The sequence below is a fragment of the Mucilaginibacter aquaedulcis genome, assembly GCF_030409325.1.
In the GTDB taxonomy this organism is placed as follows: Bacteria; Bacteroidota; Bacteroidia; order Sphingobacteriales; family Sphingobacteriaceae; genus Mucilaginibacter; species Mucilaginibacter aquaedulcis.
In genome coordinates, this window is the sequence record NZ_JAUFPR010000002.1 from 687293 (window position 1) to 710303 (window position 23011).

General features: G+C 39.4%; 19 protein-coding genes and 1 riboswitch. Of the genes, 11 read left to right on the plus strand and 8 right to left on the minus strand.

Annotated elements, in window-relative coordinates:
• The first annotated feature begins 30 nt into the window (after positions 1 to 30).
• The 3 genes from QWZ01_RS07445 (at position 31) to QWZ01_RS07455 (ending at position 2451) form a co-directional block, all read left to right on the plus strand.
• Complete coding sequence (locus QWZ01_RS07445) at positions 31 to 822, plus strand: type 1 glutamine amidotransferase domain-containing protein (RefSeq protein WP_290322670.1); 792 nt, start codon at positions 31 to 33, stop codon at positions 820 to 822.
• A gap of 202 nt (positions 823 to 1024) precedes the next feature.
• Entirely contained in the window at positions 1025 to 1456 is a 432-nt protein-coding gene (locus QWZ01_RS07450; protein WP_290322671.1) for a pentapeptide repeat-containing protein, read from the plus strand.
• A 332-nt stretch (positions 1457 to 1788) separates the two neighbouring features.
• The gene (locus tag QWZ01_RS07455) at positions 1789 to 2451 is read left to right on the plus strand and encodes a head GIN domain-containing protein (protein ID WP_290322672.1); all 663 of its coding nucleotides are present in this window, start codon (positions 1789 to 1791) and stop codon (positions 2449 to 2451) included.
• Between the two features lie 101 nt (positions 2452 to 2552).
• Here QWZ01_RS07455 and QWZ01_RS07460 read toward each other — a convergent pair whose 3' ends face one another.
• The 5 genes from QWZ01_RS07460 to cobU all read right to left on the minus strand — a co-directional run bounded on the left by QWZ01_RS07460 (position 2553) and on the right by cobU (position 7279).
• Positions 2553 to 3377, minus strand: coding sequence for a hypothetical protein (locus tag QWZ01_RS07460; protein WP_290322673.1), 825 nt, complete (start codon positions 3375 to 3377; stop codon positions 2553 to 2555).
• A gap of 118 nt (positions 3378 to 3495) precedes the next feature.
• Positions 3496 to 3698: riboswitch (cobalamin riboswitch) on the minus strand.
• Between the two features lie 81 nt (positions 3699 to 3779).
• The gene (cobC, locus tag QWZ01_RS07465; protein WP_290322674.1) at positions 3780 to 4313 is read right to left on the minus strand and encodes an alpha-ribazole phosphatase; all 534 of its coding nucleotides are present in this window, start codon (positions 4311 to 4313) and stop codon (positions 3780 to 3782) included.
• Entirely contained in the window at positions 4298 to 5089 is a 792-nt protein-coding gene (locus tag QWZ01_RS07470; protein ID WP_290322675.1) for an adenosylcobinamide-GDP ribazoletransferase, read from the minus strand. Before QWZ01_RS07470 ends, cobC begins: the two co-directional genes overlap by 16 nt.
• Positions 5089 to 6765 (minus strand): nicotinate-nucleotide--dimethylbenzimidazole phosphoribosyltransferase, encoded by a 1677-nt coding sequence (cobT, locus tag QWZ01_RS07475; protein WP_290322676.1) that lies wholly within the window; start codon positions 6763 to 6765, stop codon positions 5089 to 5091. The genes QWZ01_RS07470 and cobT overlap by 1 nt, the downstream gene beginning before the upstream one ends.
• Before the next feature lie 4 nt (positions 6766 to 6769).
• The gene (gene cobU / locus QWZ01_RS07480; protein WP_290322677.1) at positions 6770 to 7279 is read right to left on the minus strand and encodes a bifunctional adenosylcobinamide kinase/adenosylcobinamide-phosphate guanylyltransferase; all 510 of its coding nucleotides are present in this window, start codon (positions 7277 to 7279) and stop codon (positions 6770 to 6772) included.
• Between the two features lie 257 nt (positions 7280 to 7536).
• Here cobU and QWZ01_RS07485 point away from each other — a divergent pair, with 257 nt between their 5' ends.
• Genes QWZ01_RS07485 through QWZ01_RS07520 form a run of 8 tightly spaced genes read left to right on the plus strand, consistent with a single transcriptional unit; the run spans position 7537 to position 15753 of the window.
• Positions 7537 to 8133 carry a cob(I)yrinic acid a,c-diamide adenosyltransferase gene (locus tag QWZ01_RS07485; RefSeq protein WP_290322678.1) on the plus strand — a complete coding sequence of 199 codons (597 nt, stop codon included), beginning with the start codon at positions 7537 to 7539 and terminating at the stop codon, positions 8131 to 8133.
• Positions 8126 to 8821 carry a precorrin-2 C(20)-methyltransferase gene (gene cobI, locus QWZ01_RS07490; protein ID WP_290322679.1) on the plus strand — a complete coding sequence of 232 codons (696 nt, stop codon included), beginning with the start codon at positions 8126 to 8128 and terminating at the stop codon, positions 8819 to 8821. Before QWZ01_RS07485 ends, cobI begins: the two co-directional genes overlap by 8 nt.
• Positions 8818 to 10176, plus strand: coding sequence for a precorrin-3B C(17)-methyltransferase (gene cobJ, locus QWZ01_RS07495; protein ID WP_290322680.1), 1359 nt, complete (start codon positions 8818 to 8820; stop codon positions 10174 to 10176). Before cobI ends, cobJ begins: the two co-directional genes overlap by 4 nt.
• 8 nt (positions 10177 to 10184) lie before the next feature.
• Positions 10185 to 11369, plus strand: a complete 1185-nt coding sequence (cbiE, locus tag QWZ01_RS07500) for a precorrin-6y C5,15-methyltransferase (decarboxylating) subunit CbiE (RefSeq protein ID WP_290322681.1) — start codon at positions 10185 to 10187, stop codon at positions 11367 to 11369.
• Position 11370: 1 nt separating this feature from the next.
• A complete protein-coding gene (cobM, locus tag QWZ01_RS07505) occupies positions 11371 to 13224 on the plus strand; it encodes a precorrin-4 C(11)-methyltransferase (protein ID WP_290322682.1) in 1854 nt (617 codons plus the stop codon).
• Entirely contained in the window at positions 13221 to 13952 is a 732-nt protein-coding gene (locus QWZ01_RS07510) for a precorrin-6A/cobalt-precorrin-6A reductase (RefSeq protein ID WP_290322683.1), read from the plus strand. Before cobM ends, QWZ01_RS07510 begins: the two co-directional genes overlap by 4 nt.
• Positions 13952 to 15043 (plus strand): cobalt-precorrin-5B (C(1))-methyltransferase, encoded by a 1092-nt coding sequence (locus tag QWZ01_RS07515; RefSeq protein ID WP_290322684.1) that lies wholly within the window; start codon positions 13952 to 13954, stop codon positions 15041 to 15043. Before QWZ01_RS07510 ends, QWZ01_RS07515 begins: the two co-directional genes overlap by 1 nt.
• Positions 15043 to 15753 carry a hypothetical protein gene (locus QWZ01_RS07520; RefSeq protein WP_290322685.1) on the plus strand — a complete coding sequence of 237 codons (711 nt, stop codon included), beginning with the start codon at positions 15043 to 15045 and terminating at the stop codon, positions 15751 to 15753. The genes QWZ01_RS07515 and QWZ01_RS07520 overlap by 1 nt, the downstream gene beginning before the upstream one ends.
• A 3-nt stretch (positions 15754 to 15756) precedes the next feature.
• Here QWZ01_RS07520 and QWZ01_RS07525 read toward each other — a convergent pair whose 3' ends face one another.
• Genes QWZ01_RS07525 through bchH form a run of 3 tightly spaced genes read right to left on the minus strand, consistent with a single transcriptional unit; the run spans position 15757 to position 22832 of the window.
• On the minus strand, positions 15757 to 16695 hold the full coding sequence (locus QWZ01_RS07525) for a sirohydrochlorin chelatase (RefSeq protein WP_290322686.1): 939 nt from the start codon (positions 16693 to 16695) through the stop codon (positions 15757 to 15759).
• 32 nt (positions 16696 to 16727) lie between these two features.
• Positions 16728 to 18674 (minus strand): magnesium chelatase subunit D family protein, encoded by a 1947-nt coding sequence (locus QWZ01_RS07530; protein ID WP_290322687.1) that lies wholly within the window; start codon positions 18672 to 18674, stop codon positions 16728 to 16730.
• A 48-nt stretch (positions 18675 to 18722) separates the two neighbouring features.
• Positions 18723 to 22832 carry a magnesium chelatase subunit H gene (gene bchH, locus QWZ01_RS07535; RefSeq protein ID WP_290322688.1) on the minus strand — a complete coding sequence of 1370 codons (4110 nt, stop codon included), beginning with the start codon at positions 22830 to 22832 and terminating at the stop codon, positions 18723 to 18725.
• Between the last annotated feature and the right edge of the window lie 179 nt (positions 22833 to 23011).

Below are 23011 nucleotides of genomic sequence, written 5' to 3' on the forward strand. Positions count from 1 at the left end.
TGGAACTTTGACCTAAACAAAAATATAGAAATGAAATTCACAGGAAGATCAATATTGTTAGCATTACTTTCAATAGCAACTTTAACAAGTTTTGCTCAGGAAAACCAACAGACAACAAATTCACCGAAAAAAATCCTTATTGTAGTTACTTCACATGACCAATTAGGTAATACAGGTAAAAAAACCGGTATCTGGATAGAAGAATTTGCAGCGCCATATTATTATTTGATCAGTCAGGGAGCCAAGATCACTATTGCTTCTCCGAAAGGTGGCCAAGCCCCAATTGATCCAAAAAGCAATGAACCTTCATCTCAAACTGAAGCTACCAAAAAATACTTTGCTGACCCCGCAACACAGGAAAAATTGGCGCACACTGTTGTATTGTCAAAAGTTAATCAGAAAGATTATGATGCCGTTTATTACCCAGGCGGTCACGGCCCAATGTGGGATCTATCTGAGGATAAAAACTCTGCAAAGCTTTTAGAGTCGTTTATTAAAAACAGGAAGCCAATTGCATTGGTTTGTCATGCTCCAGCTGCATTGAAAAATGTGAAAGGCGATAATGGGAAACCTTACATTAACGGAAAACAAGTATCTGCATTTACTAATAGTGAAGAGGCTGCAGTACAATTAACAAGCGTGGTTCCCTTTTCATTGGAAGACATGTTAAAATCAAAAGGTGCCGATTATAAAAAAGGTGCGGATTGGCAGCCATTTGCTGTTCAGGATGGCTTAATGATCACAGGTCAAAACCCTGCTTCGTCTACATTAGTTGCGCAAAAATTAATCGCTCAACTTAATACTCCGATTACTGCCCAATAATATATTGTTATAATTTTTTTTGATTGATGAGTGATATGACAGTCGCTGTTGCATTTGCAGCAGTGGCTGTTCATTTTTTGGCTTAGTCATTTTATCATATTTTAGCCCATTCAAAACGTCGCAACTCCCCCCTCTATTTGTCGCATGCATCACCATACTTTGCAACAGATATTCAAGATATTTGATACACAATTAAAATATCATGACAAATTCAGCAACAAACCCACCAGATACAATTGCCATTACCGAAAGCAAAAAATTACTTGATGTTAAACGGGCTATACTTGACGGCTCTACCTTTGAACAAATGATGATGAATAATGCCCGGTTTAAGGATGTTTGTATTACCAATCTCAGTATTACTGATGCTAACCTGAGTGACCTTGAAATTGAAGGAGCTCAGCTTGGTGGAGCTTATATTCACAATATTGGTATGCCTCCCGAAGGCCATCCGGCTTATGACCCGAGTGCCAAACAACGGTCATTGAAGTTTGAGAATTGCGATCTGCAGGGAAGCACCATAATCAATTGCAACTTAAGTAACATCAAAATAGACGATTGTAATGTCTCGGGGATGATTATAAACGGTATATCAGTGGACGAATTGCTTAAAATTCACGAACAGTGCAGGTAAAATTCACTACCATTGAACATGGCGTTTACCTCTTTTCCGAACTAATTGCAGGAATTAACCATGCGAATTCTATATAATTTATAATAATAATTTTAATATTTATGAATTTTAATAACAATCCATAAACGCAACTACACTCTATCATTAACTATATATTAATAAATAAAACACAATAAGCCACTAAAATTACTTTAGATTAATCTATCTATTGAAATTTCCTATTGATTAACTATATAATGATATTTTTATATTATTATTGATAATTTACTATTGACAATTATAGCAAATAGCTATACCTTTATAATAATAAATAACCTAAAACCAATATTACAATGACACAAACAACAACAGCTTCTGCTACGGAGCCAGTTATTTCAAAAACCTATCCTGAAACAGGATTTACATCTATTGCCAATAAAATTGATGGCAATATTACTTTCACGCAAGAAAACTCTTATAGTATTGTTGTATCGGCCCAGCAGTTTATACTTGACATCCTTAACGTGCAAGTAACTAACTCCCAGTTGATCATCAGTTATGTAAGCCAAGCCCCTCCCCATTTACCTGTAAGTATCACCATTTCATCACCTGAATTAAGTGGAATCTCCCTGTTTGGTTCGGGTAATTTTAATTCTGCCCAGGCTATTCAAGCTAATGATCTGAATTTGCAACAAAGTGGCTCTGGAAATATAAGCCTGGCCAGTTTTACAGGTCAGAGTTTAGAAGCACAAACCAGTGGTAGTGGTAATCTTAGCATAAATGCCGGCTCTGTTTCCTCACAGGATTTAAATATAAGCGGATTGGGTAAGATGCTTTTGCCAGCTGTTACATCAGAACAAGCTACAGCAAAAATATCAGGAACAGGTACCATAAAGATAAATGTGACACAAACCCTAAATGCAAAAATTTCGGGTGCTGGTGACATATACTATAGTGGCAATCCTACTGTAACACAAAAAGTAACCGGTTCCGGTAAAGTAATCCACGTTCAATAATTTTTCCTTGTTCAAAAAAAATGATCCAGGTAATTTAACTACCTGGATCATTTTTTTGTACCAATTGGCTTTATTGCAATTTGTTATTCTTCAAAAATCAATTATCGTAAATGACCTGCTATACTACCTGCCTCTTTACTCTTTCGTTTATAACGGATGTACAAATCCAGATAAAGCGATATGATGATAGTAATGAAACCTAAACCTACAATATTATCCTGCAAGGGACTAAGTTCTAACTTAGGATTGAAATAGCTCGCTATTTTATAAACAGGTAAAACAAAGCACATAATGGTTATCAGCACATTCAGTTTAAAGCGGTGTGTTTGTATTTTCTTCTGATCAAAAGTTTTTAAAAGCTTGTTTAACAAAAAAGAATCACACGTGCCTGTCATGATCAATCCGATAGCAAAAACTACTCCACCAAATACTGCATAAATCACTTGGTTTGAAGCGGAAACGGCATAACCAAAAGCTGCTATCTGAGAAGATGTATCAAAGATAAATCCGAAAATAATACCAGTTAATATTACAGTAAACGGGTTAAGATGTGTGTTAAAGTATTTAGGCAACAACCTTTTGCGGAAACTTGGTGTAATCTGTTTTTTCTGAGTTAATGAGATGATATTTGAAATACCGATCATTAACAACATACTTAAAGGCAGCCATTCAACAATAATATCCAGCCACCCGGGCATTTTGAAGCTATTTTTTAAGATACTTAAGGAAAGCGCGATCACAATAACCATGGCGCCATGGCCAAGCGCAAATAACGATCCTACCCAACGCGACCAAACGCTTTTCTTTTCATGCAGTCGGTACGTGTAACCGTCAATGATTGTGATATGATCGGGATCAAGTCCGTGCCGTAAACCCAGCACTAATAAAATGATAAAACCAGATAAATTTTGTTGTAATAAACCCATTTGCAATTATTTAAACTTAAGTTTAGTTAATTCCAAACCCCAACCAAACAGAAATGCATATCAAGATGAAACGGGATAAATACAACCGCTGCGTCCTTAAGCCTTTCTCCCGAAAGCAATTTGGATATGTTTTTTGGCAGGTCTTCTGACTTGTTCAGCTTTAACGCCTTCCCATCCATATAAATACCGGACAGTGGCAAAGTATTGTTAAAGCCTGTTTTTGAACTTACAGCAGCGGGAACTGTTCTGGATTTACACCGGATTCCCTTTTAATTTTATCTGCACTGACGTGCAGTAAAAACCAAATAACTCAACAAATCTAATTAAATTAATTAATGGCGGGCGTAAAAATGAGTCTTTAAACTTCTTTCCCGGAAATTTAATTCTGCTTTAACAATAGCGTTAAATATGGGACGGAAAATTTAATGTTATCACCTCACCATACTGAACTTTGATATCAAAAACAGATTGAAGAGGTATAGAATTAACGGCAGCCAATATCAACCTGATCACACCCGCATGTGTAACAATTGCTATCTTTTTATAAGGTAATTTAAGAAGCTGATTCCAAAAATCCACTACCCTTTCATTCATTTTACCCAAAGATTCACCCTGGGGTGGAGCGGTATTGATAAAATTGCTCATCCACATTTCGCTTTCTTTACGATCAATAGTATCCCATGTTTTACCCTCCCATAAACCAAAATCAAGCTCCATCAAACGGTTATCTTTTACATAGAACTCAGCTATTTCACGCGCAAGTAAGATACATCTCGAAGAAGGACTTGAAATTACAAGATCAATATGCTCAGGAAGTTTTACAATGACCGATTCTTTTTCTGCACCAAAACTTTCTGAAAGGGGAACATCAAGACGACCATATATAAGCCCTTTGTAAATATCTGGTGTAGTATGCCTGATCAAATAAATTTCCATATTGCTATGATTGACATATAGATTATCAATTCGGCCACCTGCTGTACTGCACCTAAACAATCACCGGTATAACCACCAATTTTGCGTTTAAAATACTTACCCATTGCTTGCCTTTGAATTAAAAGGGGAACAATCATCAATAACAGCCACGGTTTATGACTCAGCACAATTAAAGCGGTTAACGGTATAAGGATAAATGATAAAGCAATCCATAGGTTATGAATGTCGGGATTTTCTGTGGCGGGTTTAGCTTTGCTTACCCCTTCCTTACCGACGTATGGATATGAATAAATTAAACTAATAGCAATAAACCTGCTGATAGCATTAGAGACAATAAAAATCAAAAGCAGAATCCAAAATTCATTTCCGGCAATATTTAAAATTTGCTGAAGAGCAAGAAATTTCAGGGCTATAATGAATACAATCCCAATAGTACCATATGTACCCAGGCTGCTATCTTTCATGATCTCCAGAATACGGTCTTTTGTAAAACCTCCACCGAAACCATCGCACACATCGGCAAAACCATCTTCGTGTAAAGCACCGGTAAACAATATAGATGCTGCTATGGATAGAATAAGGGCTATTGAAATACCCCAAATATAGTTTGTGAGGTAAAATATACTAAAGGAAAAAGCGCCAACAACCCAACCTATTAAAGTGATATAACGATTTGACGAATTTAAAAAATCCGCACTATAAGGTAACAAAGCTGGAACAGGAATACGGGTATAGTAAGAAACAGCCGTAAAGAATATTTGCAGTTCTTTTTTCATTACGCTTTGTTACTTACATCAGCACTTTCAAAACTGGCCATGTCATTTAAAAAACCAACTGCGCTATTAATTAATGGAAAAGCTACCGCACACCCACTACCCTCTCCCAACCTCATTCTCAGATGTAATAAAGCTTCAGCATTGAGCCTTTCAAGTAAAAGCCGATGTCCTTTTTCACCAGATTCATGGCAAAACACAGCATTTTCCTTAACTGATGGATTTATTAAAAAAGCACAAAGAAAGGCTACGGTAACAATAAAGCCGTCAATCAAAATGAGCATTTTTTTATTCCTGGCCTCTAAAATAGCCCCGGCGATTTGCATAATTTCAAAGCCTCCAAAATAAGCCATATAACTCCGTATATCAGACTGGCCAGTGAAATTTGCTACCGCTTGTTGTAAAACCGATATTTTATGATTTAATTTTTCATTTTCAACACCTGTGCCTATACCAATGCAATCAATCAATGGAATATTACATAATACGCTCATCAATACAGATGCGCTCGAAGTATTCCCAATGCCCATTTCACCAAAGCCTATGGTATTACAACCCTCTTGATAAATTGAGTTAACTACTTCCGCTCCTTTTTCAAAACATAAATGCAATTCGTAACTGCTCATGGCTGGCCCGTTCAGGAATGAGGATGTACCTTTTGCAATTTTATTATTAATTATATTTTGATTAGAAGGGAAATCATAATTAACTCCAGCATCAACTATTTTAAGCGCGATATTATGCTGTTTACAAAATACACTTATAGCAGCGCCACCCTCTAAAAAATTATTCACCATTTGGCGGGTAACCTCAGCCGGGTAATTGCTTACACCATGTTGCGCAATGCCATGATCTGCTGCAAAAACTACAATATGAGGATTAGTAATCTGAGGTTTGGTAGTTTCAAACACCATACCTATTTGCTTAGCCAACTTCTCCAATAAACCTAAGGAACCTACAGGTTTTGTTTTTTCATCAATTTGTTTTTGAAGTATGGCAGATAAATCCAATGTTTCAAAACCCGGATCATTTACCCCGGAAGTAAATGATGTTTGTTGTTTTATTGATGATATTTCGGTAACATGAGGCTTCGGCGCTTTATTTTTCCAACCTAATTGCTGCAACATGGGTTGTTGCTCGTAATCAGTTGCCGGCTTGCCAACGCAAAAGTATCCGAGAGGTTCAATTTCCTCCGGCAGATCCAATAATTTTTTGAATCTGTGATAATTTAAAATAGACACCCACCCCATGGAATAACCTTGATCAGTTAGGGAAAGCCATATATTTTGTACAGCGCATACAGCACTGAATTTTATGGTATCATTACTCGCAATGGTGCCTATAGTAAAATTATTAAGTACGCTTCGGTCATAACAAACTAACAAACCAACCGGAGCGTCTACAATACCCTCAAGCTTTAATGTATTGTATAAAGTTTTTTGCTTTGACAATTCAATCAGGTTAAGGGCCTTGTTGTTGTATTCATCAAAAATATCCCTTATTGCGTGTTTTACGCTTTCATCACGGATGATATAGTACCTTGTGGCATCTGTTAACCCAACAGAGGGTGCCATATGCCCAGCAGCAAGTGCTTTCTCAATAACCTCATCAGGTACAGCATCCGTTTTAAAATGCCTTGTATCCCGTCTTGATCTTAACAACTCCTCTAAATTCAACATTGCACTATTGTTTTTTAAGATACAGAGGAAGCCCCGATACCATAAATATGGCTTCATCTGCTTTGCTTGCAACGTATTGATTAGCCATCCCTTGGAGGTCAGTAAACTTACGACCTAATGCTGTTTCTGCATGAAGGCCCATTCCCAGTTCGTTTGATACAACTATAAATGTTCCGTCAAGAGTAGCCAAATGATCTATTTCGCTTTTAAATACTTGGAGTGTTTTGGTGATATCCTGCTCATCATCCATAAAAATATTAGTAAGCCAAAGGGTAATGCAATCAATTACAACCGTTTGATTTTGAATAGGCAGTCGGTGCAGATTCTGATAAGTTTCGTAGGTTGTCCATTGTTCACCCCTTTCATTTTTATGCCGGTCAACGCGTTTTTCAAAATCTTCATCCCATATTTTAGCAGTGGCAATATAAACCGGTGCCGAACTTAGTTTCAAAGCCATATCCTGAGCATACCTGCTTTTCCCGCTTCGTACACCACCACTTATGTAAATTATCATGTTTATTGTATAGGATAAATGCAGTTACTTTTACGGTACCTGGTGGTCAAAGATAAAAAAATCTTTAGTTGATATGAGCTTGGCTAAAGGGGCTGATTAACCACATCAGTTGGGTTGATTTTGGCGTTTTAGGTTGATCAAATGATCATTTTAACATGAGCTCACAATTGATAATTGTTTTACCATATTTGTACTCGCCTGCAATTTGGGATTAAAATGCCTGGATTGCTTTTTAAAATTTACCTTAACATACTCGCATGAAGATATATACACGTAAAGGAGATAAAGGAACTACCGGCGTTTTTGGTGGCAAAAGGGAATACAAGGATTCGGCACGGATAGAATGTAATGGCGTTTTAGATGAAGCTAATTCAACCATTGGTTTGCTAAGAACAAAATTAGGTGCAGAACACGAATGGCAACCCAATTTACATCGGATACAAAAAGATTTGATGGATATGATGTCGCATCTGGCTCGCCCTTCTGACTCAACCAAAGTAAATCCTAATCCAAAACCTATTGATGGTGCTGAGTTTTGCGAGCAATGGCTTGATGAACTGGAGGCTGGTATAAGTTCTCCTTCTGACTATTTTTTGCTTCCCGGAGGTAATGAGATCTCGGCTTTATGCCACGTTTGCCGTACGCAAATACGCCGTGGCGAAAGAAGATTGGTTACCCTGATGAAAGAAGATCCGGCCTGTGTAGAAGATTATATTATGGCTTACGTTAACCGTATGTCTGATCTGTTTTTCACGATGGCCCGGGCCGAAATGGATAAGGCCGGCGTTGCCGAAGAAAAATGGCAGATGTTTTTGTATAAAAGGAAGAAACAACCGGTTGAAAAAAGTGAATAAAATCTATGGTGTTTCATTGGGCCCCGGTGATCCTGATCTTATTACGGTAAAGGGACTTAAAATTTTACAGGAATCAGATCTGATCTTTTATCCAGGTTCTCTCTTTACTGATGGAAAAAAGGAAAGTTATGTACGACCTATGCTGGAACAGTATGTAACAGATAAAAGCAAATTACAAGGCTTTTTCCTTAAAATGGGATTTGACAGATCATCAGCTGAAGAAACTTACGATGAAACCTCAATTCTTCTGATCGATGCATGGAAACAGGGTAAAAAAATAAGCATAGCTTGCGAAGGTGACCTGAGTTTTTACGCGTCATTTTCCTACTTATTACAGCGGCTTCAACAACAAAACATTCCGGTGGAACTTATTCCGGGTATAAATTCTTTTTCATTAGGAGCTGCAAAACACCAGGTGCCTCTTTGTCAGCAAAATGAAAAGTTAGCTTTTCTTCCTCTGGAACAAAGCATTGAAAAAATTGAACAAGCACTTGAGGATTTCGACACGCTGATTCTAATGAAAATCAGGACGGGGCTATCGGCTTTATTACAACACTTGCGCACAAAAAACTGGGAGTTTTATTATTGCGAGCGTTTAGGTACATTCAGTGAGTATATAACATCAAACATTGAAGAATTATCTCAGCGAGAAATTCCCTATTTTTCTTTATTAATTATAAAAAAATGATCAAAGTAGTTGGTCTCGGTCCGGGAAATAAAGATTATATCCTGCCCATTGCCCAAAAAGCTATACAGGAAGCCGATGTTATTGTTGGCTATCATTACTATTTTCAGTTCATTACAGATCTTATCCGCGAGGATACATTATGCATTGGTAAGGAACTAAGCGAAGAAGAAAAGCGGGCAGAAATAGCCATTGAAAAAGCCATAGCGGGAAATAAAGTGGTAGTGATAGGCTCTGGTGATGCCGGGATCTATTCTATGGCGTCCATTGTATATCAAAAAGTTGCCCAATCAGGGGAAGATATTGAACTGGAAACTATTCCGGGGATTTCTGCATTCGTTGCGGCGGGCAGCAAATTAGGTGCAGTATTAGGTCATGATTTTTGCTGCATTTCCCTTTCAGACCTTATGACACCATGGAAAACTATTCAGAAAAGAATTAAGGCCGCCGCATGGGGCGACTTTGTAACTTCCATTTATAACCCCAAAAGTGCAAAAAGATACTGGCAGCTTGCCAAGCTTAAATCTATATTTTTAACACACCGTAATCCGGAAACAGCCGTAGCCATATGCTACCAGTTGGGTCGCGCCGATGAAAAAATAACATTAACCACCTTAGGGGCATTAAATGTTGATGATGTGGATATGTTTAGCCTGGTTGTAATAGGCAATAGCCAAACCTTCAAATATAAAACTCACCTGATAACTCCAAGGGGATATTTGGACAGAAAACCTCAGAGTGGAACCGAAATACAACAAGCCAGCTTTAAGGAGATAATAGATCATTTAGATGTTCCAAAATTCCCTAAGGATTTTCTTTGGGCCGCCATCCGTTGCATCCACACGTCCGGCGATCTGGATTACATAAACTATATAAGTGCTTCGCAAAATGCTATTTCAGTTTGGCATAATTATTTGATAAACGGCGGCACCATAGTAACTGATGTAACCATGGTACAAGCAGGAATAACCAAAGCGTTTACCACTCAATATAGTAACCAGGTAATTTGCCTTTTAAATACAAAGGAGACATTAGAGCTATCTGAAAAAGAAAATCTGACCCGTTCGCAGGCAGGAATCAGGCTGGCCGCTAAACAATACCCTGACGCATTGTTTGTAATAGGTAATGCCCCTACCGCCTTAATTGAAATAGCTGATCAGGTAAAACAAGGCGTTATAAATCCAGCAGGAATTATTGGCGCACCTGTTGGTTTTATTAATGTAATAGAATCAAAGGAACGGTTAAAAACACTATCTATTCCTTATGCCCTTATTGAAGAAAAACGCGGTGGAAGCAATTTCGCAGCTGCCATAGTGAACGCGGCATTTACCCTGGATGAAAGTGCTCACTATTTTTAAAACATAAGATGATTTTTCAAGTCATAGGTATTGGTAATAAAAGATATGAGCCGGCTAAACAGCTATTTGATATTATTCAAAAGCATCGGGTTTTTAGCGGAGGCAAGCGCCATTATGAATTGGTGAAGCATTTACTTCCTGCCAATCATGAATGGATTTTCATTAAGGCAAGTATTAGTACATTGTTTAAAAATTACGAGAACACCGATCAAACTATAGTCGTGTTTGCCAGTGGCGATCCTCTTTTCTACGGTATTGCTAATACGCTCCACAGCCAATATCATCACAATCAAATTCAAATTTATCCTTATTTTAACGCTATTCAATTGTTAGCTCAACGGGCTAATATTAACAGCAGTCAGCTGCAAACGGTAAGTGTTCACGGGCGTTCATGGCAAGCGTTTGATGAAATTTTAATTAAACAGGCACCATTAATCGGAATATTGACCGATACTGAAAAATCTCCCTCGGCAATTGTTGATAGGATGCTGAATTATGGCTACGATAATTACACCATTTGTGTTGGTGAGAACTTGGAAAGCGATACTGAAGAAATAAGGCAGATGGAATTAACCGATGCCCGAAAGCATATTTTTCATCCATTAAACTGTGTTATATTACATAAAAAAGAACACCGTAGTATTCCATTTGGTATTCCTGATGATTTATTTGAAGGACTTGAAGGTCGCCCAAATATGATCACAAAAATGCCTGTCAGATTATGTTCTTTACAAGCATTGCAACTTGAATCAAAAAACGTTTTGTGGGATATAGGATTTTGTACCGGTTCTTTAAGTATTGAGGCAAAACTCCGCTTCCCCCATTTAGAAATTCACGCATTTGAAAAGAGGCCCGAATGCATGCAGATCATTGATAATAACCAGCGCAAGTTCGGGGCAGTCGGAATCAAAGTTTACGAATCCGATATTTTTGATTTAGATTTCATGCAGTACAGCAAACCTGATGCTGTTTTCATAGGCGGACATAGCGGTCGCTTAAGGGAACTGATCCTTAAAATTGATCAATACGCTACCCCGGGCACAGTTATAGTTATGAACGCTGTGCAACAAGGTTCTGTAGATGAATTTATAACTGCAGCACAAACACATAATTGGAAAATGGATGAGCCTTTGAAATTAAAGGTAAATTCGCACAATGAGATCACCATACTTAAAGCGATAAAAGAAAGTTGATATGTTAAAGGAAGATAAAGTATGCATTGTAACTTTTACTGATAGCGGGTTAGTTATAGGAGAAACAATACAACAAGAATTTTACCGCAGTAAGCTGTATACATCAAGAGAAACTACGTTTTCAAAAGATGTTATCAAGCTTGAAAATATTGATCAATTACTTCAGGACAAATTTCATCGTTTTGATGTTTGGATCTTTGTTGGAGCACTGGGTATTTGCGTGCGTAGTATAGCACCATATATTAAAAATAAAGCCACTGACCCTGCAGTTATAAATATTGATGAACAGGGTAAATTTGTTCAATCGGTATTGAGCGGCCATACTGGTGGTGCTAATGAAATCACTAAAAAGATAAGCCACATATTTCAGGCGCAGGCTGTAATTACTACTTCAAGTGACTTGCAGGAGATTTGGGCACTTGATTTACTGGCAGCTAAATTCAATTGGACAGCACATGCTAATGTGCCATTGAACAAGGCCATATCAGTATTTGTAAATAACAAACCAACGGCTTTGATCTTAAAGGTTAAGGATGCCGGTACTGCCTATCTTGAAAAATCAAAACCAGCTTTTGCAGATGTTTATTACGATATTAAAGATGTAGATCAACATAAATATGAGCTATTGATTTATGTTGGATATGAAATTATTGAAAGCGATGTCCCTTTAATTTCTTTCTACGCGAAATGCTTAACCCTTGGAAGCGGTTGTTCAAAGGATATAGAACCCGAACTATTTGAAGACACATTGCTGCAACTGCTAACAAAAGATGGTATTGCCCACCATAGTGTAGCCGCTCTTACATCTGTTGATATAAAAGCAAAGGAAATCGCTTATATTACTATCTCCCAAAAACATCAGTGGAAGTTTATTACCTATCCTGTTGATGAATTGAATCAAATACAGGTAGCTAATCCTTCTGAAGTTGTGATTGATAAGATAGGTGTGCAGGGAGTTTCTGAAAGTTCTGCGGCATTAACAGCAAATACTACGGAATGGCTGATAGAAAAAACAAAAGCGGAAGTCTCCTCCGGTAAAAAGTTTACTTATGCCGTTTGCCTTATCAATTCATTTGAGCGTAGAGGGCAAATAGCTATTGTAGGCGCAGGCCCGGGAGCTCCTGAGTATATCACATTAAAAGGAAAAGAACTGTTGGAAACGGCTGATTGCATATTATATGCCGGCAGCTTAGTACCTGAAGAATTGACGCATTTCGCGCGACCTGAAGCGCTGGTCAGAAATTCGGCGTCAATGACACTGGAAGAACAGATGTTATTAATTGATGAAATGTACAAGCAGGGTAAACTCATCGTAAGGTTACATTCCGGCGATCCTTCCATTTACGGAGCAATACAGGAGCAAATGACCATCTTCGATGAGAAGAATTATGATTATTTCATTGTACCGGGGATATCCTCCTTCCAGGCTGCAGCCGCTTACTTGAAATCAGAATTTACTATACCTGAGGTGGCACAAACTATTATTTTAACTCGTGGTGAAGGAAATACCCCCATGCCTCCGCATGAAAAGTTAGAAGATATGGCGAAGCTCCGGGCAACCATGTGTATTTTTCTTAGCGCAGGCATCGTAAAAAAAGTTGAGGATCAATTACTGCAGCATTATTCACCTGAAACCCCACTTGCTGTTTTATACCGGGTAAGCTGGAAAGATGAAAAAGTATGGACAGGTAAACTACACGAGTTGAGCCAGATTATAAAAGAAAACAAACTCAGCCGCACAGTACTGATCATTGTTGGTGAAGCAGTTGGTGCCCGTAAAAACCGTTCTTGGTTGTATGGCGATAACTGGTACCACATATTCAGAAAAAAAGAAACAGCAAAAGCACTCAAATGATTCTTTTATTAGGTGGCACAACTGAAGCGAAGCAAGTGGCAAATTCGTTGGATGAAGCTGGATTAAACTATATCTATTCATCACGCACACAAATACCATTTGAGGGAAAGGGCCAATATCGTTTTGGAAGCCTGGACAAGGATGGGTTGAATACTTTTTGTGTAAATCACCACATCTCCTGCATCATAGATGCCTGCCATCCATTTGCTACAGAATTACATGCTACTGTTGCATCCTTGTCTGGTCAGTTACCACTCATCAGGTTTGAAAGAGAGTTTTCGGAACGGGTTCTTGATCCGCTGGTAAAGTATGTAAGCGATTACACCGAGGCTTTGACGCTCATAAATGAAAATAATTACCAATCAATGCTGGCCTTAACAGGCGTTCAATCTATACCCCGCCTCCGTAGTTATTGGCAATCGCATAATTGTTGGTTCAGGATAATAAACAGAAATTATTCCCTTGATTTTGCCGCCCACCATCAATTTCCTGTAGAAAACTTAATATTTGGTTTACCTCATAATAAGGAGGAGGAAATTCAGCTTTTTAATAAGCTTAAACCTGAGGTTATACTAACCAAAGAAAGCGGCTTAAATGGCAAACTTGATGAAAAAATACAGGCCGCCATTGCTTGTAATATTCCTATATTCATCATTAAAAGACCAGAACTTTCGGCTTCATTTAAAGTTGTTAATAACTTAAAAGAATTGTTAAACATGATTCGATAATGGATGAACTTCAGCCAATTCCTGATGGCCCCTTAAAAACGGGTTTCACCACAGGTGCATGTGCAACTGCGTGCAGCAAGGCTGCATTGCTGGCTCTCATTCTCCAGCAAAAGATTGAGCTTGTTACCATTACCTTACCAATTGGCTCACAACATGAATTTGAAATTATCTCCTGTAGTTTTGATCATCTTACTTCGGAATGCACCACCCAAAAAGATGCCGGGGATGATCCGGATGTAACACATGGTGCTATTATTGGTGCCACAGTTAAGTTAAACAACTCTGGCGACATCAATTTTCTGCAGGGCAAAGGAGTAGGCAAAGTTACCTTACCGGGCCTTGAAATAGGCGTTGGCGAACCTGCTATTAATCCTGTTCCCCGGCAAATGATCACCAATGCCTGTAAAAAGCTTTTGGCCGATCATGGACTTGATAGTAAAGGAGTTGACGTTACTATTTTTGTACAGGATGGCGAAATTATAGCCAAACGAACTTTAAATGCACGGTTGGGAATTATGGGGGGAATATCAATTCTTGGTACAACAGGTATTGTAACTCCCTTTTCTGCATCATCTTATATTGCCAGTATCGTACAGGGCATTAACGTTGCTGTTGCTAATGGGGCTACCGAGTTAGTTATTAATTCCGGGGCCCGGAGTGAAAAGTATTTGACTTCTTTATTTCCTTCCCTTCCGGCATTTGCATTTATACATTACGGCAACTGGATAGGCGAAACGCTGGAAAAGATTGCAAAAAGTGACATCAAAAAAGTAAACATGGGTATCATGTTAGGCAAGTCAGTTAAGCTGGCTGAAGGGATTTTAGATACACATAGTGGTAAGAGTACCTGGAACAAAGCTTTTGTTCATCAATTAGCCGTTAATTCTGGCTATAAAGGAGATTTTCTGAACCAGATTTTATCACTGAATATGGCAGGACGGTTAACCGAATTGTTTACATTTGCCCAAGATGAACCATTTTACATGGCCCTAATAAAAGCCTGCCATGAAAATTGTTCTAAACTCATCCCAAACGTTGAGTTGGTGTTATTCCTGATCAACAAAGACGGAACTTATATTAAATACGCTTAATGAACATTCTGAGCATAAGCCGCCCATTGGTAGCGGGTATTCTACATTCTTTTGAACCCGATCATATGACAGCTGTTTCGGTTTTAGCATCAGAACAGGCTGTTAAAAGAAAGCGTTTATCCTGGTCTGTTGTATTCAGGGCCTCACAGTGGGCGCTGGGGCATTCTGTAACTCTATTGATTTTTGGAATAATTGCTTTGATATTTAAAGAATCATTGCAGCTCTACGTAAAAAACATCTCTTCTTGGGCCGAGATGGCCGTGGGCCCCATCATGATCTTATTAGGCCTGCAAGCCATCAGGAGTAATTACAAGATCAATGCGATGATCAGTGATAATAAAAAAATAGAGGCACATGATCATTTACTTTCTGATGGGATGCACCTGCACGGAAAAACCGGTGAGGAAATTGCACTAAACCCATTAACACGATCTTTTTGGGTTGGTATGCTCCATGGCTTAGCCGGAACTGGAGGCGCGCTGACTACAGCCCTGGTTATCAGTGCTACCACTATAGGTGGTTCTATAATGGTTTTAGTGATAGAATCTGTAGGTATTGTTTTAGCTATGGGTGTTTACAGTTATGTACTTATCTCAACAATGAGCCGTTTTTTAGAAAAGAACTTAGTAATATTTAAATGGATGAACGGCGTTGCCGGTTTAGCATCCATAGCTATCGGATATCTTTGGATCTACAGGATATTCTTTTAGTTTTTAAATACCTAATAGCTTTTTAAAACTACGGCCAATAGAATTCTTTTTCTCTCCAATTTTTTCATCTTCTTCAAAAAGCACACCTTTCACATTAAGGTGGTGGCCAATCTGATCTTTACCCACCTCCTGTTCAAATCCGATAATTTGTGTACGATATTTACAAAGCTGGCAGTTCATATTTCCTTCGCCATTAATAACCTGGTTTAAACGATCATCAAAGGCTTTTAATATCAGTTCATCGGTTCCAAAGGGGGCTGTATATACAAATTCCTGGAGGGAGCTATTGTTTTTTTCTTCTAAAGCAGTATAGATCCTGTCCAGTAAAACACCGGTAAAAAAGAAGAATGGAATTACAATTGTTCTTTTAAATCCGAGCTTTTCAACCAGGTGTAAAGATTGATCAACCGAAGGATATGCGGTACCACTGTAGGCAGTTGTAGCGAAACCAAAGCCCATCCCTTCCCATAACATACTCATCAATTTATTCACGTCACTATTCGCGTCAGGATCGGTGGTTCCCCGCCCTACAACTACAAGGCAGGTTTCTTTTCTGTCAATATAATTTAAAGTAAGTTCTGTTTCTTCAATTCTTTTTTTCGCCAGATCGAGTACATGTGCATTCACTCCAATCGGGCTCCCCATCTTTATTTTCAGGTCCGGATAATAGGATTGAATAGTATTTAACTCATAAGGGATATCATTTTTAGCATGCGCACCCGCAAACAGAATAACTGGCAAGGCGTAAATAGTACGGATGCCCTTGCTGTACAAACGTTCAACAGCCGCTTCAAAAAGAGGGTGATTAAATTCTAAAAAGCCATAATCTACCTCAAAAGTGTGCGCATAGCGGCCTTTCAATATCTCTACCAATTTTTTAAACTCCTCAACCCCGGCAGTTTTTCTGCTGCCATGCCCGCAAAGCAATATCCCTTCTTTCATTTTCTTACTTCTCTGTTAACTTTTTCAAAACACTATACAAATTGATTTACTATTGGCGTAAGTTGTTCTTTTGATATATCGCTTAATGATAAATATTGCCCTCCAATAGATGTTGCCAACTCTTTTGCCCTATTCAGATTCAAATAATTCAGGTCGGTATTTAATACTACTGATTGGATATTTAACTTACTAATTCGATCGGCTAACGCAAGTGTTTGCATCCAGGCATCACCACCACCCGGTAACGAAACGTTGGCTTTTCCATCTGTAAGGATAATTAAAACAGGATTATAGTTATTAATTTGATCAAATCTGGTCAATAATTGTATAGCGGTTTGCAGGGCATGAGGTAATGGGGTTCTGCCACCTGTAGGCAAGGTTTTCATGGCTTGTTCTGCCAACTCAACGCTTTGAGTTGGGTTAAGAAGAATTTGTGCCTCAATACCACGAAAAGCAATTACCCCTACCGTATCTCGTTTTTGATATGCATCCGTTAACAAGCCAATAACAGTTCCCTTTACAGCTTCCATTCTTTTGCTTGCAGCCATTGATCCGGATGCATCTACCACAAATAAAATCAAGTTGTTGCTTTTGCCGTTGCGCTTTTTCCTGTGCAGATCGTCGATAGTAATATCCAGACCATCAGGGTTTCGTACCAAAGCATGAAGCACCGTAGCATCAACTGCAATGTCTGTTGTATTTTTAGTGAGCTCAGGATTGGTATATAAACCTCGAACCGCTTTTGTATTTATTCCTCGCCGCCCGTTTTGTTCGGATTGTTTTGGCAGTAAATTATTAATTTTAATTTGTGGCAGGGATAATGGTTCTGATGCCTCAAAAACTTGTTCAGCTATAGGTTGTTCTTGTTTATCTTTACCTGATAAATCCTGATTCCCATTTGACGAAGCGGGATTTTTGAACGAATCTTCACCCATAACCGGAGCCTGAGTTGGTTTTTGTTGGGATGTCTGTTCATCTGGCGAATGATTCGGTTGTTCTTTTGGCTTATCCTGTTTATTAGGCGCGTTATTAAATGGATGCTTTTTGCTTCGATGAGCCAAAGCCAGATTCGCAGCTTCTCTTATGTCTTCTGCCGAAACTTCGGTACGTTGATTCAATGCGGCAATAGTGACAGCCGTTTTGTATATGACAATATCTGCCCGTAGGCTTTTTACATTCAACTCTGTTGTAAGTTCACTAATCAGCGTTAGCAGCTCATCATTCAATTGAACCAACGACAGCAGTTTTTTTGCCTCAATTAGTTGATTTTGTAAACCACTTTGTGCTGATTCCCATTGTCTAACAAATGCTGCCTGATCACGCTCAAAGGCGATTCTACGTCGTACAACTTCGGTTCTTTCAGCTATATCAACAGGAGCTTCAACTTCAACCATTAGCCCAAACCTGTCTAAAAACTGAGGCCGTAAATACCCTTCTTCTGGGTTCATAGTACCAATCAGTGTAAACCGGGCGGGGTGGCTGAGCGACAAACCCTCACGCTCTATTACATTTTCACCTGTAACCGACACATCTAACAATACATCAACCAAATGATCAGCTAATAGATTTACTTCGTCTACATAAAGAACACCCTGATGTGCAGCAGCAAGTAAACCAGGTTGAAGTTTTTTCTTCTTTTCAATCAATACCTGTTCCAGGTCCAGGTTCCCCAAAACGCGCTCCTCAGTTGCTCCCAAAGGTAGATTAATAAATGGTACCTGTCCCTGAATCAGCTGTTTATCCTGTTGTTGACATGCATCGCAAAAATCCAAAGGCTCTGTTGGTAAACAACCAAAGGAGCAATTATTTATTTTAGTAATTGCAGGGACTATATCAGCCAGGGCTCTGGCCGCGGTACTTTTCGCAGTTCCCTTATCTCCTTGGATCAATACCCCACCAATACCTGGGTTAATGGCGCATAACAGCAATGCCTTTTTAAGTTTTTCCTGCCCTACTATTGCTGTAAATGGATAATTCATAAATACATTCCTTAATTTATAAAAGTAGCATATTCCTACTTAAGCGCATTAAACTTCGTTCCGTTCTTCTAATAATGTTTCGCCATGCAGGTACAGGGCTTGCAGATCTTGCAACGTTTCCGGTGATGCAGACCACATATCACGCTTTGCTGCTTCCAGCAACCTTTCTGTAATGGCCTGTAAGGCCCATGGATTATTTTGTGCAAAAAACTCCTGCATATCGGTATTCAAGGCATAAGTTTCTGCTATTTGCTGATACATCCAATCATCAACAACCTGTGCAGTGGCATCATAGCCGAAAATATAGTCAACCGTGGTAGTGAGTTCCAGACCACCTTTATAACCATGTTTTTTAATACTTTCCAGCCATTTTGGATTCACCACCCGCGATCGAAAAACCCGCAATACCTCTTCTTTCAAATCCCTTACAGCTGCCCGGTCTGGGTTTTGCGTATCACCAAAATAGCCCTTAGGCTGCTTGCCGGTTAAATTGCGAATTGTGGCTATCATGCCGCCATGGAATTGAAGGTAGTCATCGCTATCAAAAATATCATGCTCCCGGTTATCCTGATTGTGCAGGGCCACCTCAACAACAGCCAATCGCTGCTTAAATTCATTACGGGCATCTACTCCACTCACGTTTTTCCCGTAAGCGTAGCCACCCCAATTAATATACACTGAAGAGAAATCAGCATCTGTTTCCCAATTCCGTTCCTGGATGAGTGGTAAAATACCGGCACCATAACTACCTGGTGGCGAACCAAAAATGCGATAGGATGCTTTCTCTTCCGCCTGTTCAATAGATAGGTCCTGCGCCTTAAGTTCAGTTAAATCTTTTAGGTAATGTTTTCGAACAAAATTCTGCTCATCTGGCTCATCTGCCGATATTGCCATCTGAACAGCGTCGTCAATCAAATCTATCAAGTGCGGAAAAGCATCGCGAAAGAACCCACTGATGCGAGTAGTAACATCAATTCTGGGTCTGTTAAGCTCTGTTAAAGGAATAAGTTCCAAACCTACCACACGCCGGCTTTCGGCCTGCCATATCGGTCTTACCCCTAATAGTGCTAAAATTTCGGCAACATCATCACCCTGAGTACGCATGGCACTTGTTCCCCAAATACTGATGGCTACATTTTCAGGATAAAAACCGGTTTCCTTGAAATGTCGTTGTAATACTTCACGAGCCAATTGCTGTCCAACCTGCCATGCCGCCTGTGACGGCAAAGCTCTTGGGTCTACACTATAAAAATTACGCCCTGTAGGTAATATATGAGCCATACCACGCGTAGGTGCCCCACTCGGTCCGGCAGCTACATACCCACCTGATAAGCCGTGCAGAAGATTAGTTATTTCGTCATAAGTTTGCGTTAAGTTATGCATCAATGAGGTACATATAAATTGTAATACTTCAATTATGCCCTCACTTTTTACATCATCTGCGTATAAATCAAATGTTTCATAAAACACTTGATTTACAGTATCAGTATTGAACCCTTTTTTCTGAAGTGATTGAATTAAATGATTACCCAATTCATCAATTACTTCTAAAGAATCTGTGGCTGTTACAACCGGTCTACTGGCTAATGTTATAAAATGTTGTGGTATTTCTGAAAGACGTTGGCCCTTTTTATCTAAAAGCTCATTGATGTCAAAACCTAAAAAATCTGCTATTGCTGCGGGCAGGCTTGGAGTACCAATATTGGAAAGACGGGTAAGCGATTGCAACATATCTGTTAGCGCATCATCCTCGGGTATCTGACCTAAAGTATGCAGACCGTTACGGATCTGAGCTGCGCCCAATTCGCATAAATACCCATCAATATCCTCAATCAAGTGTGCTATATCTTTCCCATCCATTTCGCTGATGCTCACCGGTACGCCTTCAGGCGTCATTTCATCGTCCCACTCGTGTACGTGGTCGCCATGATCCCTTTTTAACATTACCGAAAGGTCTTTATCCAAATTGGTTTGTTTAATCAGATCCCAAATCTGGCGTTGCAGCAATGGAAGTTTGGATGGATCTAAGGTTTCAACCTGGTAATATTCGTCAACCAGTTGTGTGAGTAAAGCCAATTCACCATAACTATCAGCCGAGGTCATTGCCGGAGTAAGATGATCAACCACTACAGCGTGTGCCCGGCGTTTTGCCTGCGAACCTTCGCCCGGATCATTGATGATAAAAGGATAAAAAAGCGGCATATCTGCCAAAAATGCATCCGGAAAACAATTTTCTGATAAGCCTATGCCTTTACCAGGCAACCACTCCAAAGTGCCATGCTTACCCACATGTACAATAGCGTCTGCGCCCCAACTGTTACGTAGCCATTGATAAAATGCATAATAATGGTGTGTAGGCGGCAAATCAGGCTGGTGATAAATGGCATCAGGATCCATACCGTATCCGCGTGGGGGCTGTAGGGCGACTAAAATATTACCAAATTCAAGGCCTGCGAAAGAAATGTGGTTGTCGTGTACATACGTTTCGCCCGGGGCGGCTCCCCATTGCTTTTCCATTGATTTTTTCAATGCTTCAGGCAATTCATTAAACCAGGATGAATATTGATGTCCAGAAACACGGCCAACAGCATTAAGCAACTGTTCAGTTGTTAAATAAGTTTCGTCATATGAGCATCTGTTAATCAGATCATGGATCAGCTGCGTTCCAGAATCAGGCAGGTCATTAATTTGATAACCTTCGGCTTGCATCGCTTGTAGGATGGTCATTAAAGATGCAGGAGCATCCAAACCAACAGCATTACCTATTTGAGATGCCTTACTGCTGGAGTTAGTAAATATGAAAGCAACTTTTTTTGCCTTATTAGGTATATGCCGCAAACGCGCAAAGCGTGTTGCAATACCTGCAACCCTTTCAACACGATCTTCAAGTGGTTCATAACCTTTAACCTCTCTCCCTTTTTCTTTAAATGATATGGGTACAGTGATTATACGACCATCAAACTCCGGAATAGCTACATTCATAGCAGTATCCAAAGGATTTAGGCCCCTACTTGATGATTCCCATGAACCACGGCTCATACCGCTGGTTATAGCCTGAAGAATAGGAACATCCAGTTTGCTCAATACATTTTCATCTGCTTTTTCAGTGCCATCCTGCATGGCAAATGAAACTGTGTTGATCAATACATCAATTGTTGTTTGATCTGCATTTCTAAAAAATTGAAATGCTTCAGGCCAACCCGAAGCAGAGTTTAAAGATTTTAATGAAGCAGTGAAAACGGGAAGAACATTTAATCCCCTGTCTTCCAAAGCCCTTATCAATGAATCAACGAAACCTGTATTACCACTGATATAATGGGCCCTGTAAAATGTGATCCCGATAGTTGCTAAATTACTATCCTTATATTTTTCCCAATCTTCCATCGTCGCGTTCTCAGGAAGATCCGGATGATAAATACCATGCTCAGGCAAAATAACCGGTGCATCATAACCGAAACCAGATAATAGCAAACGATCCGAAAGAAAATAAAGCAACGAGGCCAAATTTGCTGACCCACCTGCCTGTAAGTAGTTTAATGTTTCTTGCAGAATATCAGGCGAAACTGTCGATACAGCCGCATATTCCGGGTTAAAATCTCCGGTTCCGCTTATGATAATAAGTTGTTGGTTTTGCTTTTGAGCTCTTTGAACCAACTCACTAAATCCGGGTATACTGCTTGGTCGCCCTAATATCCGGAGAATAATGATCTTGGCATCAGCTATCTCCCTGTCAAGCAGTTGGGCCATGTGCGATTCGCTTTTTACAGCCTGTAAATTTACTCCCAATGTTTTGGGGAAATCTTCAGGAAGTAATTGCATGGCATGATGCAGGGTTAGTAAATCTGTATCAGCGTGGGTTAAAAAAACCATACCATCCTTATGTACAAATGTGTCGGAAAGCGTTGGAGCTTCTGCACCTTTCCATGTATAAAACTGGAAAACGTATTCGTTTAGTTCGGCAGGTGGCACCAGGAAACCATCAGCCGAGATCATGCTTTCAATGTAATCAAATATGGCAATAACCTGCCAGTCATTATTTATAGAATGGAACCAAACAGAATGCCCGTCGAAAAGCAATGTTACCACATTAGCCAATGTACAAGGCCCCAAACAGCCTCCTTTGGTCATATGCACCACGTTTCTTATTTTGCGGCGCATCCATTCACTTTTATATAAATCTACTGGTACTGCGCTAAATCCACGGTCGGTTCTACCACAGCAACAAGCATTATAGCAATAAGACAAATGTCCTCTTCTTTGAACCAGATTAATGGCTTTTCCATCTGTCCTTGTAACACGTTGCCGTTTAATTTCTGCCATTATTTAATTTTGATTGC

Excerpts from the sequence above, each read along its gene's own strand:
- QWZ01_RS07445 (WP_290322670.1), top strand. The coding sequence starts at position 31 with ATGAAATTCACAGGAAGATCAATATTGTTAGCATTACTTTCAATAGCA.
- QWZ01_RS07450 (WP_290322671.1), top strand. The coding sequence starts at position 1,025 with ATGACAAATTCAGCAACAAACCCACCAGATACAATTGCCATTACCGAA.
- QWZ01_RS07455 (WP_290322672.1), top strand. The coding sequence starts at position 1,789 with ATGACACAAACAACAACAGCTTCTGCTACGGAGCCAGTTATTTCAAAA.
- QWZ01_RS07460 (WP_290322673.1), bottom strand. The coding sequence starts at position 3,377 with ATGGGTTTATTACAACAAAATTTATCTGGTTTTATCATTTTATTAGTG.
- cobC (WP_290322674.1), bottom strand. The coding sequence starts at position 4,313 with ATGGAAATTTATTTGATCAGGCATACTACACCAGATATTTACAAAGGG.
- QWZ01_RS07470 (WP_290322675.1), bottom strand. The coding sequence starts at position 5,089 with ATGAAAAAAGAACTGCAAATATTCTTTACGGCTGTTTCTTACTATACC.
- cobT (WP_290322676.1), bottom strand. The coding sequence starts at position 6,765 with ATGTTGAATTTAGAGGAGTTGTTAAGATCAAGACGGGATACAAGGCAT.
- cobU (WP_290322677.1), bottom strand. The coding sequence starts at position 7,279 with ATGATAATTTACATAAGTGGTGGTGTACGAAGCGGGAAAAGCAGGTAT.
- QWZ01_RS07485 (WP_290322678.1), top strand. The coding sequence starts at position 7,537 with ATGAAGATATATACACGTAAAGGAGATAAAGGAACTACCGGCGTTTTT.
- cobJ (WP_290322680.1), top strand. The coding sequence starts at position 8,818 with ATGATCAAAGTAGTTGGTCTCGGTCCGGGAAATAAAGATTATATCCTG.
- cbiE (WP_290322681.1), top strand. The coding sequence starts at position 10,185 with ATGATTTTTCAAGTCATAGGTATTGGTAATAAAAGATATGAGCCGGCT.
- cobM (WP_290322682.1), top strand. The coding sequence starts at position 11,371 with ATGTTAAAGGAAGATAAAGTATGCATTGTAACTTTTACTGATAGCGGG.
- QWZ01_RS07510 (WP_290322683.1), top strand. The coding sequence starts at position 13,221 with ATGATTCTTTTATTAGGTGGCACAACTGAAGCGAAGCAAGTGGCAAAT.
- QWZ01_RS07515 (WP_290322684.1), top strand. The coding sequence starts at position 13,952 with ATGGATGAACTTCAGCCAATTCCTGATGGCCCCTTAAAAACGGGTTTC.
- QWZ01_RS07520 (WP_290322685.1), top strand. The coding sequence starts at position 15,043 with ATGAACATTCTGAGCATAAGCCGCCCATTGGTAGCGGGTATTCTACAT.
- QWZ01_RS07525 (WP_290322686.1), bottom strand. The coding sequence starts at position 16,695 with ATGAAAGAAGGGATATTGCTTTGCGGGCATGGCAGCAGAAAAACTGCC.
- QWZ01_RS07530 (WP_290322687.1), bottom strand. The coding sequence starts at position 18,674 with ATGAATTATCCATTTACAGCAATAGTAGGGCAGGAAAAACTTAAAAAG.
- bchH (WP_290322688.1), bottom strand. The coding sequence starts at position 22,832 with ATGCGCCGCAAAATAAGAAACGTGGTGCATATGACCAAAGGAGGCTGT.